General features: G+C 39.5%; 19 protein-coding genes. 6 read left to right on the top strand and 13 right to left on the bottom strand.

Annotation, left to right across the window (positions count from 1 at the left end; genetic code table 11):
• Positions 1-10 precede the first annotated feature (10 nt).
• From K348_RS0114075 to kdsA, 12 genes are all read right to left on the bottom strand, one after another.
• Positions 11-1,351, bottom strand: coding sequence for a hypothetical protein (locus tag K348_RS0114075; RefSeq protein WP_029905803.1), 1,341 nt, complete (start codon positions 1,349-1,351; stop codon positions 11-13).
• Positions 1,348-2,484, bottom strand: coding sequence for a glycosyltransferase family 4 protein (locus K348_RS0114070; RefSeq protein ID WP_029905801.1), 1,137 nt, complete (start codon positions 2,482-2,484; stop codon positions 1,348-1,350). Before K348_RS0114070 ends, K348_RS0114075 begins: the two co-directional genes overlap by 4 nt.
• Before the next feature lie 16 nt (positions 2,485-2,500).
• Positions 2,501-3,469 (bottom strand): N-acetyl-gamma-glutamyl-phosphate reductase, encoded by a 969-nt coding sequence (argC, locus tag K348_RS0114065; RefSeq protein ID WP_029905799.1) that lies wholly within the window; start codon positions 3,467-3,469, stop codon positions 2,501-2,503.
• Between the two features lie 101 nt (positions 3,470-3,570).
• Positions 3,571-3,945 carry a GxxExxY protein gene (locus tag K348_RS0114060; RefSeq protein WP_029905796.1) on the bottom strand — a complete coding sequence of 125 codons (375 nt, stop codon included), beginning with the start codon at positions 3,943-3,945 and terminating at the stop codon, positions 3,571-3,573.
• 46 nt (positions 3,946-3,991) lie between these two features.
• Positions 3,992-5,191 (bottom strand): argininosuccinate synthase, encoded by a 1,200-nt coding sequence (gene argG / locus K348_RS0114055; protein WP_029905795.1) that lies wholly within the window; start codon positions 5,189-5,191, stop codon positions 3,992-3,994.
• Between the two features lie 10 nt (positions 5,192-5,201).
• Entirely contained in the window at positions 5,202-5,795 is a 594-nt protein-coding gene (locus K348_RS0114050) for a GNAT family N-acetyltransferase (protein WP_197027676.1), read from the bottom strand.
• Positions 5,796-5,841: 46 nt separating this feature from the next.
• A complete protein-coding gene (argR, locus tag K348_RS0114045) occupies positions 5,842-6,339 on the bottom strand; it encodes an arginine repressor (protein WP_029905790.1) in 498 nt (165 codons plus the stop codon).
• Positions 6,340-6,413: 74 nt separating this feature from the next.
• Positions 6,414-7,136: a biotin--[acetyl-CoA-carboxylase] ligase gene (locus tag K348_RS0114040; RefSeq protein ID WP_231496790.1), complete on the bottom strand. Its 723-nt coding sequence runs from the start codon at positions 7,134-7,136 to the stop codon at positions 6,414-6,416.
• Between the two features lie 20 nt (positions 7,137-7,156).
• Entirely contained in the window at positions 7,157-7,528 is a 372-nt protein-coding gene (locus tag K348_RS0114035; protein WP_029905787.1) for an MmcQ/YjbR family DNA-binding protein, read from the bottom strand.
• A 6-nt stretch (positions 7,529-7,534) separates the two neighbouring features.
• Positions 7,535-7,900, bottom strand: coding sequence for a YraN family protein (locus K348_RS0114030; protein WP_029905785.1), 366 nt, complete (start codon positions 7,898-7,900; stop codon positions 7,535-7,537).
• A 65-nt stretch (positions 7,901-7,965) separates the two neighbouring features.
• A complete protein-coding gene (locus K348_RS0114025; protein ID WP_029905783.1) occupies positions 7,966-8,679 on the bottom strand; it encodes a 2-phosphosulfolactate phosphatase in 714 nt (237 codons plus the stop codon).
• Positions 8,676-9,476, bottom strand: a complete 801-nt coding sequence (gene kdsA / locus K348_RS0114020; RefSeq protein ID WP_029905781.1) for a 3-deoxy-8-phosphooctulonate synthase — start codon at positions 9,474-9,476, stop codon at positions 8,676-8,678. Before kdsA ends, K348_RS0114025 begins: the two co-directional genes overlap by 4 nt.
• Positions 9,477-9,738: 262 nt before the next feature.
• Between kdsA and K348_RS0114010 the strand changes: the two genes are divergently transcribed.
• The 6 genes from K348_RS0114010 (at position 9,739) to K348_RS0113985 (ending at position 16,200) form a co-directional block, all read left to right on the top strand.
• Entirely contained in the window at positions 9,739-10,569 is an 831-nt protein-coding gene (locus K348_RS0114010; RefSeq protein ID WP_029905780.1) for an AraC family transcriptional regulator, read from the top strand.
• 276 nt (positions 10,570-10,845) lie between these two features.
• Positions 10,846-11,355 (top strand): hypothetical protein, encoded by a 510-nt coding sequence (locus K348_RS0114005; protein ID WP_029905779.1) that lies wholly within the window; start codon positions 10,846-10,848, stop codon positions 11,353-11,355.
• Positions 11,356-11,368: 13 nt separating this feature from the next.
• Positions 11,369-11,767: a phosphoribosyltransferase gene (locus K348_RS0114000; protein ID WP_029905778.1), complete on the top strand. Its 399-nt coding sequence runs from the start codon at positions 11,369-11,371 to the stop codon at positions 11,765-11,767.
• A 5-nt stretch (positions 11,768-11,772) separates the two neighbouring features.
• Positions 11,773-13,677, top strand: coding sequence for a TonB-dependent receptor (locus K348_RS0113995; RefSeq protein ID WP_029905777.1), 1,905 nt, complete (start codon positions 11,773-11,775; stop codon positions 13,675-13,677).
• 30 nt (positions 13,678-13,707) lie between these two features.
• On the top strand, positions 13,708-14,646 hold the full coding sequence (locus tag K348_RS0113990; RefSeq protein WP_029905776.1) for a DUF362 domain-containing protein: 939 nt from the start codon (positions 13,708-13,710) through the stop codon (positions 14,644-14,646).
• A gap of 18 nt (positions 14,647-14,664) precedes the next feature.
• A complete protein-coding gene (locus tag K348_RS0113985) occupies positions 14,665-16,200 on the top strand; it encodes a 4Fe-4S binding protein (protein WP_029905775.1) in 1,536 nt (511 codons plus the stop codon).
• Between the two features lie 75 nt (positions 16,201-16,275).
• On the opposite strand, the gene K348_RS0113980 is transcribed toward K348_RS0113985, so the two are convergent.
• Complete coding sequence (locus tag K348_RS0113980; RefSeq protein ID WP_029905774.1) at positions 16,276-18,609, bottom strand: carboxypeptidase-like regulatory domain-containing protein; 2,334 nt, start codon at positions 18,607-18,609, stop codon at positions 16,276-16,278.
• Positions 18,610-18,773: the final 164 nt, after the last annotated feature.

The following is an 18,773-nucleotide window of genomic DNA, read 5'->3' as shown; positions in this document are numbered from 1 at the left end:
ACAGAAAATATTATTTTTCTATCCCGTCGATGAGTTCTATCAACCCTTCTTTTTTAATTATATACATGCCTAAACGCACATCTGATATACCGTCCTTCAGTTTGTAAGTATACACAGGATGACCGTCTTTTTCCAGTATCTCGAAATAAGAAAACTCGATGCCTTTATTTGATTTCAGTTCTTTCGTTACTTCTACAATATGTGAAGAAACCACAAAGAATGAACTTTTTATCTTGGTAAAAGCATTTACTACGGCCAATGTACCGTCGTATGCATCTTTTACGTTCGTACCCCTGAATAACTCGTCGAAAATGACGAGCATATTTCTGTTCGTCTTCAACCCATAAGCTACATCTTTTATCCTCATCACCTCGGCATAAAAATGGCTATAGCCCGAACTCAGATTATCGGAAATATTTATCGTAGTGCATAGTCCGGACAACACGCTTAGCCTCATCTTCTTGGCAGGAACGGGAAAACCGACATGTGCCAGATATGCCGATAGGCCAAGTGCCTTAAGAAATGTGGATTTGCCCGCCATATTCGGCCCTGATATAAATAAAAGGTTCGAAGGCTGTATAAAACCCATATCATTCGGAATCGCATTTTCCACAAACGGATGATAAAGACCTTCTATTTCGAATGTGCTTTCATCCGCGGGAAGCATTTCTGCATATGAAAGCCCGTATTTCTCTGCAGCTTTGGCTATGGATAAAAATGCATCGTATTCATATATCAAGTCGAGAAAGAATAAAATCTCTTTCTTATGTGTCGAACGAAACATATAGTCCAATGTAGAACTGTCATATGCCTTTATCTTCTTTATATTAAGCACTTCTTTAAATTCCGGTCGTGAGAATATCTTTAAAACCTCTTCATTGTTTTTTTCCAGTAACTTCGGAAAATTGTTATTCTTAATAACTTTTGCCAGTGTCAGTGAAAATTTATGAATAGTCTTCAATAGGTCCACTGTCGACGTTACCCCTTTCTGTACCAGATAATATTCCGTATTCGTACTTATCTTATCTGCAATCATACGCTCGAAAGCGGTAAACCAAGTAGGTATACGGGTAGGATAATCACCGTGCCGGATGTAATATTCCGTAAAATCCAATGAATCTTTATCCACTTTTAATCCTTCAGGCAAATGCTTCTGAAAAAAAGCGATTGTATCCGTACGTTCTGTTATCTTTTTCAGGTCGGTCAAAGGATTAGATAAGAAACCGTAAAGCACTCTCCGCCCGCCATAGCACTGAGTGAAATTGAACAGGCTGAATACAGATGTACCGTCCTTGACTGTGTCAAAGATTTCCATATCTTTCAGGGTTTGTGAGTCTACTTCGAATTTCATATCAATAATCCTTTCATATATTTCGTTATTGTATCCATGGTAACATCCCAGTTTAAACGGGATTGGGAATCAAGGTAAGCAGATAATGCCATTTCTTTATAGAGTATCTCATTATGAAATATTCCATAAATTTGCTTAGAATATTCTTCCGGATAGACATTCGGGTTTAAGATAACACCGTTTGATTCGTTGATAATAGACGCTATTCCACCTGTTTTAGCAGAAATACACGGTACCCCGTATGACATTGCTTCTGAAAAAACAACTGGTGTACAATCGGCTCTCGACGGCATAAATAAAAAGTGGCTTTGTTGAATTATGCCTTCCAGCTTTGCCATACCCTCTTTTGTACTTTTATCTATCCGTCCGTGATTAATTATATATGGCGGAAAAGATGATTCATCAGGGATTTCATCCAGACCCACAATATGTAGCTCTGTCGGCTGATTCATTTTTTCATTCAAATACTTAACAGCCTCAACTGCTATATCTCCGCCTTTACGATGCCATTCTACACCAAGAAAAAGTAATTTGCAAACATCATATTGTCTTTTTTCAATAACAGCCTGTATATCTTCAAATGATAAATGAGTTGACACATTCGCCCCGAACGGAACAACTTTTATCTTATCCGGATCGATACCATAATCATTTACAGCGCTATCGGCTGCCCATTGCGAACTATAGATAATTAAATCGCAATTTAGTAGAGCATGTTTTTCCGACTCCATTCCTTCTTTTATATACTGTAAACTTGCGTTATCAAACCAATGGTAATAGTTTAGCATAGAAGCGAAAGTGGCATCTGTAAAAAACACTTTCGGTATTTTAGTTTCCAAATAAGCCAAAGGAATAGAACTAGGTGAAAATATAATATCCGTATCAGGTTTTAATTGATCTAAAATCTGATACGCATAACCTTTCCCAACTTCAGGAGAACGATCTGTCCAATATAATTTATTGCGTCCGTATATTTTTTTTCTTAGTCTTACCGAAAGGGGAATATTCTCTTTCAGATCAGTTATGTAATCGACATTCGCTCTCTTTTCCAGATTCTTGGCCATGAACCATACCAATCCCGACCAATATTTAATATCGATTGATGGAAAAGTAGTAACGAATGTTATATTCATAATATCTTTTTGTTTTTTAGAAAGCCGAAGCTTTTAGCTTCAAACCTTCAGTTTCTTCCAGCCCGAATATCAGGTTCATATTATGTACTGCCTGTCCCGATGCTCCTTTTACCAGATTATCGATACAGGAAAGGATAAGCAGTTTATTGCCATGCTTTTCGAGATGCAATGCGCATTTATTTGTATTTACAACCTGTTTTAGATCGATATTCTTATCGGAGATTACTACAAACGGGCTGTCTTTATAGAAATCCTTATATAACTTTTCGGCATCTTCGAATGTACCCTCAAAATTCAGATAAGTAGAAACAAATATTCCTCTTGTAAAATTTCCACGGACAGGGATAAAGTTAATATCCTGATTAAAGTCAGCTTGTAACTGGCTCAAAGATTCCCGTATCTCGGTCAGATGCTGATGTTCAAAAGCCTTATATACAGAAATATTATTTTCCCTCCAACTAAAATGAGAGGTAGCCGAAGGCTTCACTCCTGCCCCGGTCGAACCTGTAATTGCATTTATATGAACTTCAGAATTCAGTAATCCGGCTTTTGCTAACGGCAGTAACCCTAATTGTATAGCTGTGGCAAAGCATCCGGGATTAGCGATATTAGATGTTTTTTTTATTGCTTCTTTATTCAGTTCCGGTAAACCATAGGTAAACTTATTACCTTTAGCTTTGTGACGGTAATCGGTTGACAAGTCGATGATTTTCAGATGTTCCGGAACTTCGTTCGCTTCCAGAAACTTCTTTGTATCGCCGTGAGCAGTACAGAAAAACAATACATCAATTTTATCATATGGTAACTGGTCGGTAAAACTCACATCAGTATCTCCTAACAATCCGCTATGAACGTCGGTGAGTTTGTTCCCTGCGTTGCTGGTACTGTTTACAAATACTAAATCGACTTGTGGATGATTGAGTAATACCCTTATCAGTTCGCCGGCAGTATAGCCTGCCCCGCCTATTATTCCTGCTTTTATCATGGTTATATTTTTATTGGAACACAGAGTAAAAAGAGTAATAGGAGTATTTTTCTTTATAAAGCTCTTTTCTACCCTTTTTACTCTGTGTTTATAAAATAAACTTATATCGAATATCTTTTTATTCCGTCTTTCAACGATTTCACATTAAAATTAATTAAATAGCCGATTCTACATCCCGATAATTTCAGATATGTAAATAATTGTGCTGTATGAATTGGATGTAATTCCGCAACTGCCTTCAATTCCAGAATAATTTTATCTTCCACAAGTAAATCTATTCTGTATCCCGCTTCTATCTCAATCCCCTTATATTCAATAGGCATTTCTTCTTGGCGTGTTACAGACAATCCGCTTTCCGCTAATTCATAGAAAAGACATTCTTCATATACTTTTTCAAGCAGTCCAGGACTTAAGGCTGTATGTACTTCATATGCACATTTTAATATCCTCCCTGTCAGTTCTTGTTCTTGAAACATAAAAAACTCTTTTCTACTCTTTTTACTCTGTGTTTAATTAATCCTCCTACTTCCCGTTCTTCTTCTGCACGCTATGAAATATCTTCGTTGGAATGCCGTAAATTTTAGTAAAACCTTTTGCATCGTCAGATGTCCAAGCTTTATTTACTTCACCGTATTCCCCGAAATCGGCTTTCATCAAATCGAAATCACTTTCTACACCTATAAGGACATAATGATAAGGTTGCAATTTTATGCTTACCCTACCCGTTACATTCTGCTGCGAACTGCTAAGGAAAGCCTCTATATCGCGCATCACAGGTTCTAGATATTGCGCCTCGTGAAGAAACATACCGTACCAGTTGCCAACCTGCTCTTTCCAATATTGCTGCCATTTGGTAAGCGTATGCTTTTCCAGCATTTTATGCGCATTGATAATCACAATAGGCGCAGCAGCCTCAAAACCGACACGACCTTTGATACCGATAATCGTATCGCCGATATGCATGTCGCGCCCAATAGCATATGCCGAAGTGATTTCTTCTATCTTTTGAATAGCTTTTACCTTATCTGTATATTTTTCACCGTTTACAGCGGCTATTTCACCCTGTTCGAAATCGATAGTCAACACTTCCGAATCATGTTTTTTCAACTGTGACGGATAAGCTTCTTCGGGTAAAGTCTGTTCCGATTTCAATGTTTCCTTTCCCCCGATACTCGTCCCCCAAAGCCCTTTATTGATGGAATATTCCATTTTAGTGAAATCGGCCTCGTAGCCATGCTCTTTGAGATAATTAATTTCATATTCACGGGTAAGGATCATATCGCGGGTAGGCGTAATAATTTCTATACCGGGAGCAAGCACATCGAAAGTGAGATCGAAACGCACCTGATCGTTCCCTGCACCTGTACTCCCGTGAGCAACGGCATCTGCACCGATTTCCTTTGCGTAATTGATTATGGCAATTGCCTGAAAGATACGCTCAGAACTTACAGATATCGGATATGTACCGTTACGCATTACATCCCCGAAAATCATATATTTGATACTCTTTTCGTAATATTCCTGAGTGATATCGAGGCTCACATGCTTTACAGCGCCGAGTTTATAGGCTTTTTCCTCAACTACTTTCAATTCTTCAGGAGTAAAGCCTCCGGTATTGGCAATGGCTGTATATACATCATATCCCATATCAGCAGACAGGTATTTGGCGCAAAACGATGTATCCAATCCCCCGCTGAATGCTAAAACGACTTTCTTTTTCATATATGTGTGTTTATTTTAATTTCTTTTTTAATTCCTTTATCAGGTCTTTCACTTCTTTCTTTTCTTTCTGCTTAGCAGGATCGAAAAGCATAGCCGTACAGATACAGTACTTCCTGTCGGTACGGGTCAGTATATCATAATTGACGCAGCCCTGACAGCCCCGCCAGAATGCTTCGTCATCGGTAAGTTGAGCGAACGTCACAGGAACATAGCCCAGTTCGGTATTTATTTTCATTACCGCAGCGCCAGATGTGAGCCCGAATACTTTTGCTTCAGGAAACATTGCGCGCGCTAAAGAAAATGCATGTTGCTTGATTTTCTTTGCCAAACCGTGTTGTCTGAATTTATCAACTACTATCAATCCCGAATTAGCTACATACTGTTTGTTTCCCCATGATTCCACATAGCAAAATCCGGCAAATTCATCACCCATAAGGGCAATGATAGCCTTGCCCTCTTTCATTTTCAATTCAAGATATTCCGGCGAACGCTTTGCAATACCGGTACCGCGCACTTTGGCAGCGGCTTCTATCGTATCAAGAATAGTCTGTACATATCCGATATGACCTTCGTTGGCTATTTGTATAGTGAGTTGTTGCTCCATTGGCTTTTCTACCACAAGTTCTTCTAAGTTGTTCATCGACGTATCGTTATTCAATATTCGGTATAAATACAGAAAGCGAAGCCATTACTTCCTCTCTGCTTATATTCTCTCTCGGAATGAGGAGTATGGTGTCGTCACCGGCTACCGTACCCAGTATATATCGTGTTGACTTACGGTCAATCTCTCCGGCAATAGCCATTGCATAGCCCGGACGGGTTTTGATAACAGCCAACTGCCCCGAGAATTCGATGCTGACAAAACCGAATGAAGACAATGGGATGTCATCATCCTGTAAGTTCTGCATTGATTCGGATAATTGATATACATAACTGCCCTTTGCCGTCGGCACCTTTACTATTTTAAGCTCTTTAATATCGCGCGACAATGTGGCCTGAGTCAATTCAAAGCCTTTATCTACAAGCAATTTCAAAAGCATATCCTGACTACCTACTTCATTAGCCTGTAGCACTTCCTTTATTATCTTGTGTCTGTATTTCTTTGTCATAAGGTATAAATATACAATATAAAATGCAAAAATATACATTTAACTGCATATTTAAAAACTTTAATGTATAAAAATTGAGAAAATAGAATAATAAAATTGGATATAAACGACGTCTATGAAAGAATATATTTTACTTCTTTGAATGCAAATTTATTTATAGTTCCGTCTTCCGTTTCCAGAACAAGCATTCCATCAGATTGCACATCTAAAATACGGGCTTTAAAATCATGAGTTCCGTCATTGTATAAATAATAACCCTTGCGACGGAATAATAATTTTTTATACTTATCTATGACATCGGATATCTTTCGATCTTTTACCTCACGGTAATAATGAAAAATTTTATCCCTGACATTTTCCAGAATAATTTCCAGATCAAAATCAGTTCCTGTTATCTGCTTCAATGAAACAGGATTCGGAGCATTACTTACAAATTCTTCCTGATTTATATTTATACCTATTCCCACAACAGACTGTCCGATATATTCGCCGAGCAATGTATTTTCAATCAGTATACCGCATATCTTTTTCTCCTGCCAGTATATATCATTAGGCCACTTTATAGATATATCTTTTGTATATTTCTGCAAACATTCCGCTACACCTAAAGAAACAAACTGCGAAATAATAAACTGTTCGCTTGCCTTTATCGTATCCGGATAAAAAACAATACTGAACAAAAGATTTTTACTCCTTTCCGACTCCCAGCCGTTTCCTCTCTGCCCTTTTCCTGAAGTCTGAAAATCTGCATAGATAACAGTTCCCTCTTCCAGCTTTTCTTGCAACAAAAGTTCTTTCAAACAATTATTTGTAGAATCTGTTTCTTTTATATGCATAATCGGCGGCATTACGATATTCAGATATTTTTCATATTATGATATTCTATCTGCTTTACTTTCGGCAATTTCTTTATCACCTCATCGACCGAATGCTGAATAAGCTCATGAATAAGTGAATCGGGCACATCGCTCTCTATCACAATAGTATTCCAGTATTTCTTATTAGAATGATAACCCGGTCTTATACCGTTATAACGTTCTCTTAAATCGATAGCTTTTTCCGGATCGCATTTTACATTTAGCCAAATCTCCCCATCTCTCGATTCCAAACCCATATAGGCGAACATTTTATCCATTACCTTGAATACCAATGTATCGTCACCGAAAGGGAATGTTTCAATAGCACCTTTCATAGAGATACATGCCTCTCTTGCTTCTTCTATATTCATATATTATCAGTTTACGGGCGCCAGAAAGGCATCATCTATATGTTGTATTTCAAATTTCTTTCCTGTCCAGATCGAGGCAATTACATCGAAGCGGGCGGGCAAATCTATATCATATTCCCTAAGGTAAAAGTCTGCAGCCTCAACAATACGCTTTATCTTTCCTTTCGAAACCGCTTCTTCGGGATTTCCCCATTGGTCGGAACTACGCGTCTTTACTTCCACAAAAACGATATACTCGTCATCTTGGGCGATAATATCGATTTCGTATCTCTCATATAACCAGTTACGTTCGATTATCTCATAACCATTCTGTCTGAGATAGTTCTCCGCGGCGTCCTCTCCTTTTTTACCTAAATCGTTATGCTCGGCCATGTATGGGAGTTATGAATTATAAGTTATGAGTTATGAGTTATGAGTTATGAGTTATGAGTTATGAGTTATAAGTTATAAGTTATCAACTTTCCATTCGCATAAACCGGAACCAGATTCACCGTATTTTCAGTCAGACAATAATCTACCGAGTCCTGCAGATTATTTGCTTCCAAACGTTTGATATGCTCTGTACGATCGATATATTTACGCACATCGGGCAATGCTTCTTGCCACATTGAAAGGGCAACCTGCACAGCATCCGAAGCGGAAGTATAGCCTTTATCTATCAATTTTGCTGCTAGTGCTCCGCCAAAAAGCGTATCTTCGATATTAAATCGGTTATTCCATCCGGCACAAAGTACGATTACATCTTTCTGCTTACTTACACAAAAATCAACCAACGCATCGATATTCGAAAAAGCGCCGATAGTCAATATATCCGAGTCCTTAGCCATATCAATTGCCTGTGTGCCGTTTGTAGTGGTGAACACTACATCCTTTCCATTTACTTTTTCAGCCGTATAATCGAAAGGTGAATTCCCGAAATCGGCAAACTCGCAACGCTTCACATTGCGTTCCGCCCCCACCAGAAAACCTCTTGATTTATAATCCTGCGCCTCTTCTATCGAAGCAACCGGAATAATAGATTTCGCTCCGTTTTTCAATGCAGCGCACATAGTAGTAGTTGCCCTGAATATATCGACCACAACTGAAATATGATTATTATCGCTAATGTAATAAGGATAAAGAGCCGGTGAAAAACAAATCTCTACTATCATTCTTTCAATGCCGCTTTTATTCGTGTCAGTTTTATCATAAGTCCTTCCAGTTGGTCTAGAGGAAGCATATTTGCCCCGTCGGACAAAGCATTTGCCGGATCGAAATGTGTTTCGATAAACAATCCGTCTACCCCTGTCGCAATTCCGGCCTTGCACATTGTTTCAATTAACTGCGGCTGCCCCCCTGTCACTCCTGAAGCCTGATTGGGCTTTTGCAGACTGTGAGTAGCATCGAGTACTACAGGAAATCCAAACTCCTTCATTTCAGGGATTCCACGGAAGTCCACAACCAAATCGGAATATCCGAACGACGTTCCCCTATCAGTAATTATCACATTATTATTGCCCGAATCTACCACTTTCTGAGCAGCAAATTTCATACCTGACGGAGCAAGAAACTGCCCTTTTTTAATGTTTACTATTTTTCCCGTTTCGGCAGCGGCTATCAGTAATTCTGTCTGTCGGCAAAGGAATGCAGGAATCTGCAATACATCTACATATTCGGCAGCAAGGGCCGCCTCATGCGTTTCGTGTATATCAGTAACTGTAGGGATGCCGAATGTTTCTCCTACTTTGCGTAATATCTTTAAAGCCTTTTCATCACCAATACCCGTAAAAGAATCGACACGGGAACGGTTAGCTTTACGGTACGATCCTTTAAATACATAGGGTATATTTAGTTTCGAAGTTACATCGACTACTTTCTCGGCAATGCGAAGCGCCATTTCTTCTCCCTCGATTACACAAGGGCCCGCAAGCAGGAAGAAATTATCATTCTTTAAGTCTGCAATATTCATTTTAGTCTGATTAGAGTATTTTGTTAAAACTGTATCAAAGATACAAAGATTATGCCTTTCTACGAAGCCGTGCATTACTTTTATGGCAGTCTGTTGATTATCAGCACATATCCATATAAAGTCAGATTTATTGTCATAAAAACGGATATGGCTAAAATAACAAATATCATTTGGCCTTTTAAGCAAAGTCAGATAACCTTTCCGTAATTTGCCTGTTAAAAATAAATTCTTTTTATTTACATATTAAATTTAAAAAAGCCTTATGAGTAAATCGGATACTATTGTTTACAACTACATGGATACCTTTTTCTGCTGTCATGTGGAAAAAGACAAGCTTTGCGAAGAGATGGTTACAGAACATATGCTGGTGTATATCTGTTCCGGTGAAATGATCCTGCAGACCAGAGAAAAGCGCATGACATTTAAAAAAGGCGATGCCGTGTTTATGAAGCGTAATCATCTGGCAAAAAAGACAAAAGCACCTACAAAAAGCGGAGAACCATTCAAAGGCTTATTTCTGCAGTTGAGAACTCCGTTTCTTAAATCGCTATTGGCAGAAGCAAAATTTCCCGTATCGATAAATTCTTATTCTACAAACAGGGATAAAAATTATAAGCTATTGCCGAAGCATCCTTTTATCACGGGACTGTTTATGTCACTGGAACAATATTTCGATTCACAGACTTATCCGTCGAAAGAACTGATGACCATAAAGCTTAAAGAAGCTGTGCTTGCACTTTTGGAAGCCGATCCTTCTTTGGCCAGCGTATTATTCGACTTTGCCGAGCCGTGGAAAATGGATCTGTCCGATTTCATGAACAAAAATTACCGATGTGATATGTCTTTAGAAGAATTTGCGCACTATACAGGGCGCAGCCTGACTTCTTTCAAACGGGATTTCTTCAATATATTTCAGGAAACACCGGGCAAGTGGCTGGTAAAACAAAGACTGCACGATGCTTACAACCAGATTGTAAACAGAAAACAGAAACCTTCGGAAATATATCAGGAAGTCGGATTCAAGAATTTATCACATTTTTCTAAGGCTTTCAAGAAAGAATTCGGACGTTCGCCGGCAAATATGGACTTTTAAGCAAACACACATTGAGCTTATAAGCAAAATTAGTTTATACTATTTTATTTACATTTGCCATTGGTATAATAAGTGCTATATCTTAAGGAAGTTAAAAAAAACGCTTGTTTTTTGTTAAATTGAAGAATATTATATAGCATTGTATCTGTTTGTAAATATCATGAACACAGATAATAGAAGAGATTTGGTCATGGAAATCATCATAAGCGGTAGCTATAGTAAAAAGAATCAATTTGCTCTATAAATAAAACACTTATCAAAAATTTGAATATCATTATGGAAACATCAGTAAAACTTTATTCACTGAGTTACAAAGAGGCAAAAACTTATATGTTTGCTCTTCTGTTCATAGCCGGGAATATAGCTCTCCCTCAACTCTGCCACTTGGTACCGGGCGGAGGCCTTACATGGCTGCCAATCTATTTCTTTACGCTGATTGCTGCATATAAATACGGATTCCGTGTGGGTTTGCTTACAGCTATTCTTTCTCCGCTGCTAAACAATGTGTTATTCGGTATGCCTCCGACTGCCGACCTTCCTATCATATTAATCAAATCTTCATTGCTTGCAGGCGCTGCCGCATATGCCGCTCACCGTTTCGAAAAAGTATCACTATTAGCAATCCTAGGCGCAGTATTGGCTTATCAGATGGTAGGAACACTTGCCGAGTGGGCTATCAAGGCTGACTTTTTTGTTGCTTTACAGGATTTCCGTATCGGCATTGCGGGAATGCTTGTTCAGGTATTCGGTGGTTTTGCAGTATTGAAAGCAATTTCTAAACTCTGATTGAATAATAACAATGTACGATAAAACATTCGAAGAAGTATTGGAGCGGTTCCGCACAATTGCTTTTTCCGAACAGTTCGATATGATTGTGGCTATTGCTAACGGAGGTATCATTCCCGCGGCAATAATCAATCAGCGATTCGGTGTAGAGATACAGTTATTGAAAATCAATCTCAGGGACAGTAATCAGAAACCTCTGTACGACAGTCCGCAACTGATGGCTCCTATCGATTTTGAGTATAAAGGCAAAACAATCCTGCTTGTTGAAGACAGGGTAAAAACCGGAGCATCTCTCACTAAAGCGTGCGAACTTCTTAAAGAAGCTAAACTAATTAAAACATTCGCTGTGAACGGCAAAGCAGACTATTCGTTATACGACGAAAGCTGTTTTAAGTTCCCCTGGCTATTATAAAATTTATGCAAAAAATATACCTTGTTATTGCATCGCTGTTTCTGTCTATACAAAATATTTCTGCCGACGAAACACCCGATGCAGTGGTTCGTGATTCCATACAACTGGGAGAAGTTATAGTTACAGGCAGTCGCCCGGCGGTTAGTGTAAACAATCTGCCGATGAGCATTACTGTTGTAGGAACCAGACAAATTGAAAATCGTTTCGAACCGTCGCTCTTGCCGATTATTACAGAAGAAGTTCCCGGACTATTTATCACCTCGCGTGGAATTATGGGATACGGTGTTTCCAACGGTTCGGCGGGCGGGATGACAATACGCGGCATAGGAGGAAGCCCGACGGGGCAAGTGCTGATGCTGATAGACGGACATCCGCAATATATGGGATTAATGGGGCATCCGTTGGCTGATTCCTATCAGACGCTGATGGCTGAACGGGTTGAAGTTGTACGCGGGCCTGCATCTGTTCTTTACGGGTCGAATGCGATGGGCGGCGTCATCAACATAATTACCAAAAAGCAGTTATATGACGGTGTAAAAACCGGTGTCCGCACCATGTACGGCTCATATAATACGCTTAGTACGGAAGTCAACAATGCCGTACGTTCGGGTAAATTTAACAGTTATGTTTCTCTAAGTTACAACCATACCGACGGTCATAGATTGAATTCGAATTTCGACCAGTATAGCGGATATGCAAAGATCGGTTACGATTTTAACCCTAACTGGAAATCATTTGTAGACCTCGACCTGACAAAGTTCGATGCTGCGAATCCGGGTACGGAAGCCGTTCCGATGATAGATAACGATGCAAAAATCACCCGTGGTGTAACATCGTTTTCTTTAGAGAACAGCTATGACAGGACATCCGGCGCACTAAAGTTCTTTTATAATTTTGGAACGCATAAAATAAACGACGGATATACAGCAGGCAAACAGCCTTTGATCGAAAGATTTAAATCAAATGACAGGATGTTAGGCGTAACATTCTTCCAGACATATAGCTTTTTTACAGGCAACCAAACAACGGCAGGCATCGACTATCAGCATATCGGAGGCCATGCATGGAATACATTTCTCGACGGACGTGAAAATGCGGATATTGTAAAGAAAAGTTTCAACGAAATAGCAGGGTATCTCAATTTTCAGCAAACGTTCATCGAAAAGCTGGTATTCAATGCAGGAATCAGGGTCGACCACCATGCACATACAGGCACGGAATGGATTCCCCAGTTCGGATTGAGTTACATAGCCACCGGCAATACAGTTGTGAAGGGTATTGTAAGCAAGGGATTCAGAAATCCTACTATCCGCGAAATGTATATGTTCCCGCCTCAGAATCCCGATCTGGAACCTGAGAGTTTGATGAACTACGAATTATCCGCTTCGCATAAGATGTTGAATAAGGCTCTGAATTTAGATTTGAGCCTCTATTACATAAAAGGCGATAACAGTATAATAAGCGTACCAAAATCAGGAAGTGCAGGAATGATATATATGAACACGGGAGAGATAGAAAACTATGGAGTAGAATTTGCTGCCCGTTACCATATCAACCCGCATCTGAATATATCAGCTAATTACAGTTGGTTGCATATGGAAAATAAAGTAGTTGCGTCACCCGAGCATAAGCTATATGCCGGAATAAATTATTCGAAAGACAAATGGAGCCTTTCGACAGGTATACAGTATATCAACAATCTGTATACGCAGCTTGCCAACGAAAGGACAAAGACACCAGAGCTCAAAGATTCATTTGCTCTTTGGAATGTAAGAGCAGCCTATAAACCGGTAAGAATGGTAGAACTATTTGCCAAAGGTGAAAACCTGCTGGCACAGAAATATGAAATAAACGCAGGATTCCCGATGCCACGGGCAACCGTATTCGGCGGTGTGAATCTGAATTTTTAATTAAACAAATAAACCAAAATTATATAAATTATGGATAGAAGGAATTTTTTAAGAGCAATAGCACTCACAGGAGCTGCCGCCACAATAAAGGCGAGCGGAAATATCAGCATATTATCAGAAAAACTTGTTAGTTCCGAATCGGCTGCCGCAGTAGATATGGTTGCCGTAATGGGTGGTGAACCCGAAGTGATGTTCAGGCGCGCCATGACAGAATTGGGAGGAATGGGTAAGTTCATTAAAAGAGGCTGGTCGGTTGTTGTAAAACCGAATATCGGCTGGGACAAAACACCGGAACAATCGGGTAATACAAATCCGAAGCTGGTAAGCGAAGTTATCCGCCAGTGCCTTGCAGCAGGAGCTAAAGAAGTTATCGTATTCGACCACACATGCGACGACTGGCTCAAATGCTATAAAAACAGCGGAATAGAAGCTGCCGCTAAAGCCGCAGGCGCAAAAGTTCTCCCTGCACACGAAGAGTCTTACTACAAAAGTGTATCATTGCCAAACGGCGTGAAACTGAAAAGTGCGAAGATACATGAAGCTATCCTCAATTGCGATGCATGGATAAACCTGCCTGTACTGAAACATCATGGTGGAGCGAATCTTACGATGTCTATGAAAAACTACATGGGTATCGTTTGGGACAGACGAATTTTCCATAGTACAGACTTGCAGCAATGCATTGCAGACATATGCACATACCCGAAAAAGCCCGTACTGAATATTGTGGATGCATACAGGATAGTGAAGACTAACGGGCCTCAGGGACGTTCTACTTCCGATGTGGTAAATCCGAAAGGTTTATTTATTTCACAGGATATAGTAGCCGTAGATACGGCCGCTGCCAAATTTTTTAATCAGGTAAGAGATATGCCTCTCGACCATGTAAAACATCTGTCTCATGGGCAGACGATGAAACTTGGTACTATGGATATCGATAAACTGAATATTAAGAGAATTAAAATCTAATCTTATTAAAGATCAACTATGCTAAAAAAACTTCGGGTAGGTATTTCTGTTATCCTATTCGCCCTGATAACGTTCTACTTCCTTGACTTTGCCGCGCTGATGCCCGATGCATTCCATGCGCTGGCACATATACAATTCATACCTGCCATATTGGGAGGAAGCTTCATTATACTGGCGGTATTGATTGTATTTACCTTACTTTTCGGACGGGTTTACTGTTCATCAGTCTGTCCAATGGGCATCTATCAGGACATTGTAGCGTGGATATCTAAAAAGACGGCAAAAAAGAAGAAAAGATATAAATTCAGCAAAGCGAAGAATATATTAAGATGGTCGGTAGTAGTTTTAGTACTGATTACATTCTTTGCCGGATATCCTGTCCTGTTAGGATTGGTAGACCCGTATAGCGCATACGGACGGATTATCACCAACGTTTTCAAGCCGGTTTATATGGCAGGTAACAATGTGCTGGAATCTATCTTTACCAGCTTCGGCAATTACACATTCTATAAAATGGATGTAGTGATTCTCAGCATGTTTTCTTTTATCATTGCTATTATAACTTTTCTGGCTATCGGTTTCTTTGCATGGAAATACGGCCGCACGTTCTGTAATACGATATGTCCTGTTGGTACTTTACTCGGATTTATCAGCAAATTTTCATTTTTCAAGGTACGAATGAACGAAAATTTGTGTAACAACTGCGGCAAATGCGCTATGAAATGTAAAGCATCGTGTATCGATGTTAAGAATCATACTGTAGATTATAGCCGTTGCGTAGATTGTTTCAATTGCTTAGATAGCTGTTCCCGTAATGCTATAAAGTTCGCTCCATATAAGAAAAAGGTAGTAAAAACTGAGATAGTAGAAACAACCGATACAGGTAAGCGTCAGTTTCTTGCCACTGCAATTACTACAGCTGTTTCCGTTCCCGCGGTGCTGGCTCAAGAGCAGGTAACTAAGATAATAAGAGGAGAAAATATTCCGACACGGCAAACTCCTTTGACCCCTCCCGGTGCTCAAAGTCAGGAACATTTGTTGCATCATTGTACATCCTGTCATCTATGTATCAGCCGTTGCCCATCGAGGGTTATCAAGCCTGCCTTTATGGAATATGGAATAGGCGGAATCATGCAGCCGGTAATGACTTACGAGAAAGGTTTCTGTAATTATAATTGTACAGTGTGTGCAGATGTATGCCCAAACCGAGCCTTACTTCCGTTGACAATGGAAGAAAAGCATATGACTCAGATAGGACGTGTTGTGTTTGTAGAAGATATCTGCATCGTTAAAACAGAAAACACCAATTGCGGGGCATGTGCCGAACATTGCCCTACTCAGGCTGTGACTATGATACCATACGAAGGACATGAGGGATTGACGATACCGCATACTACTCCCGATATTTGTGTGGGCTGTGGTGGTTGTGAGTTTATCTGTCCTGTACGGCCTAACCGTGCTATCTTCGTAGAGGGAAATGTTGTTCACCAGCAAAGAAAGGCTTTCGAAGTAGAAGAAAAAGTAGAAGAAAAGATAGACGATTTCGGTTTCTGATATTTTTTTCACAAGAATAAAAGCTCCTGTTATCTATTGGTAACAGGTGTTTTCCTTTATACAACAATCAAATCATTAGTCTTTTGTTCCCGACATAATACCCGAATCGATATCGCTGTTATTAATCCGTTTATTTGCACTTCTAAATTGTTTCCCGAAGTTTATATTGAAATTACACTTTACAAAAAACATCTGTGTCATATTTTTTGTATGAATCTGTGATTTTACCGGATTGAGAGCAGACCAGTTTTCATTATCCGCTTTATAGGTCTTGGTGAAAGGGCAGAATACACCTAACATCACCGTCCAGTTCGGTTGCTTATATCCGGCGGTAACGGTAGTCATCAGCTCTCCTTTACTCAATTGCTCGCCGTACATAAACCGGTTAGGAGGAGTTATCGTTGAGAAATTCAAGAGATAATTTTTGTAGGAGAAATCCAGATTTACACGAAGTTCTTTTATTGTATAAGTATGCAGGTAATTATTCCCTTCGCTTATATAGCGATTTATCTTCGGTGTAACGGACAAGCTTATATAATCCTTCCACGGCTTCAACTTCAATGTCAATTCAGCCGACAGATTCTGAAAAGCCTTCTGATTTTCATAAGTACGGACGAACAATCCGCTTTCGTAAATTACCGATTCCATTATCGGTTTATACTGATAGTCATATGTCACCAACAATTCCGCTCCCCAGATTCCCTTATCATAACCAGCCGTAAAGTTTTGCCCCAATGAACGGAACGATTTCAGATTTGGATTTCCTTTACGCTCCTGCATCGGATCTATTATCTGTGCCACATCATTCAGATATGCAAGAGAGGGAATATTGTTCTGCAGCCCGATGCGATACCGGAAAAACAAGTCATTATCTGCACTATATGTAACTTGTGCCGTTGGCTGAAATGAATATTTACTCGTACCGTTTCCGTCCTGACTGTAATAAAATCGCGATACTGTAAGGTTCGCCATATATCCGAAATGTCTTATTTTCCCCTGATATTCGGCATAGGCACTGCTTTCGGCCTGCCTCATGGCAACATCGGCAACAGTAGTACCGCCATATTGATTTCCGGTATAGGCTTGAAGGTGTTTCAATCCGCCTGTAAATTTGCTACTACCTATGTTTTTTTCATAGATACCTTCGGCTATCAGGGAATATTTATCTCCAGATATCTTTGAATATATATCCGTTTCCGTTACACTTTCGCGTTGTTCCTGATATATTCGGGTATTCTTAGTGCCAATATATGTACCTACAACATTAAATATAAGCAACTGGTTATCTTTCATATTCTTCTGAAAATATAAATCGAGTGCGGGAGAATTTGAGCGCTCGGTAGTATGGTCGTAAACCGAGAGAGGAATATCACTGCCGGAAGTATAGAGTTTGCTCCTGCGGTCTTCGTATGCTGCGGGAAAATCAAGGTAAGTATATCTCAGCTGGGCATTAAAGAAATAGCTTTCTTTTTTCTGGAGGCTGTAATTCACATTCGAAGTCAGTTTACTTTTATCGAAAGCGGTAGGCTCTCCTATTTCCAGTCGATTTACCTCATGGTCGGGATATACAAAAGTTTCGTCGTATTCTCGTGTCCAATCTTGTTTACGGCGCTGATAACTGATATTCGCGGAAAACTCGGATTTCTTATTATTGAACTTCATAGATAACATATCGTCAGCGGATGTCTTCTTAGAACTGAGCCCATGCATCGAACCTCCCCTGATATTACCACCCGATTCGGAATGGCGCGTAATATAATCGATTACAGCCGAAGCATTTCCATAGCGTGCGCCGGGTGAATCGTGATATTCCACACGCACAACGTCCTCGGGCTTAATGGCAGTTATCTCGGTGCTGGTTACCTGTATACCGTTTATGCGTAATTGTACTTCACCATTGCCCGATACCATTACTTCGCTGGTAATAGGATCTATCATAATGCGAGATAATTGCATTTTCTTCAACAGATCCAATCCGTCTGTTGAAGATTTTATGAGGTTTTGCGATGGCAAAATGAGTTTACGGTCAACTTTATTTATGATTGATTTAGCGGCAATCGTTACTTCATTTAGCATTATAGATGATGGATGCAGCATGATTTCGAGAAAACTTCCGGAAGCATCAAGTACCTGAACAGGTACATATGAGGTCTTATAGCCTATAAAAGAAGTTGAAAGTAAATAATTTCCGTTCAATATATTCGATATTTTGAACATTCCATTCTCGTCGCTAGTTACCCCGTCCACAAGAGTTGAATCTTGCTTGAGTAAAGAAATATTAGCAAATTCTACCGGGCATTTGTCGTTCGCATCCAAAACTTTTCCTTTGATACTTAACTGTTGTGCAGAAAGAGGCTGTAACAGGATAAGCACAGCCGCAAAAAATGATAAAAGTGATTTTGTTTTCATATTTGTTGATTATTATGTTTTATACCGACCGTTTGGTTTAAATTGCATTTGAAATTTATATAAAAAAGTTATAAGTAGTTATGAATAAAATATATGATTAATTGTTATTTTGTACTATTTGCTGAAAACCGACCAAACGGTCTGTAATTGTTCAAAAAAAAGCT

The sequence above is a fragment of the Prevotella sp. 10(H) genome, assembly GCF_000711235.1.
Lineage (GTDB): Bacteria > Bacteroidota > Bacteroidia > Bacteroidales > Dysgonomonadaceae > Dysgonomonas.
The sequence above is the reverse complement of the archived record's forward strand: the minus strand, read 5'-3'. Positions and strand labels throughout refer to the sequence as shown.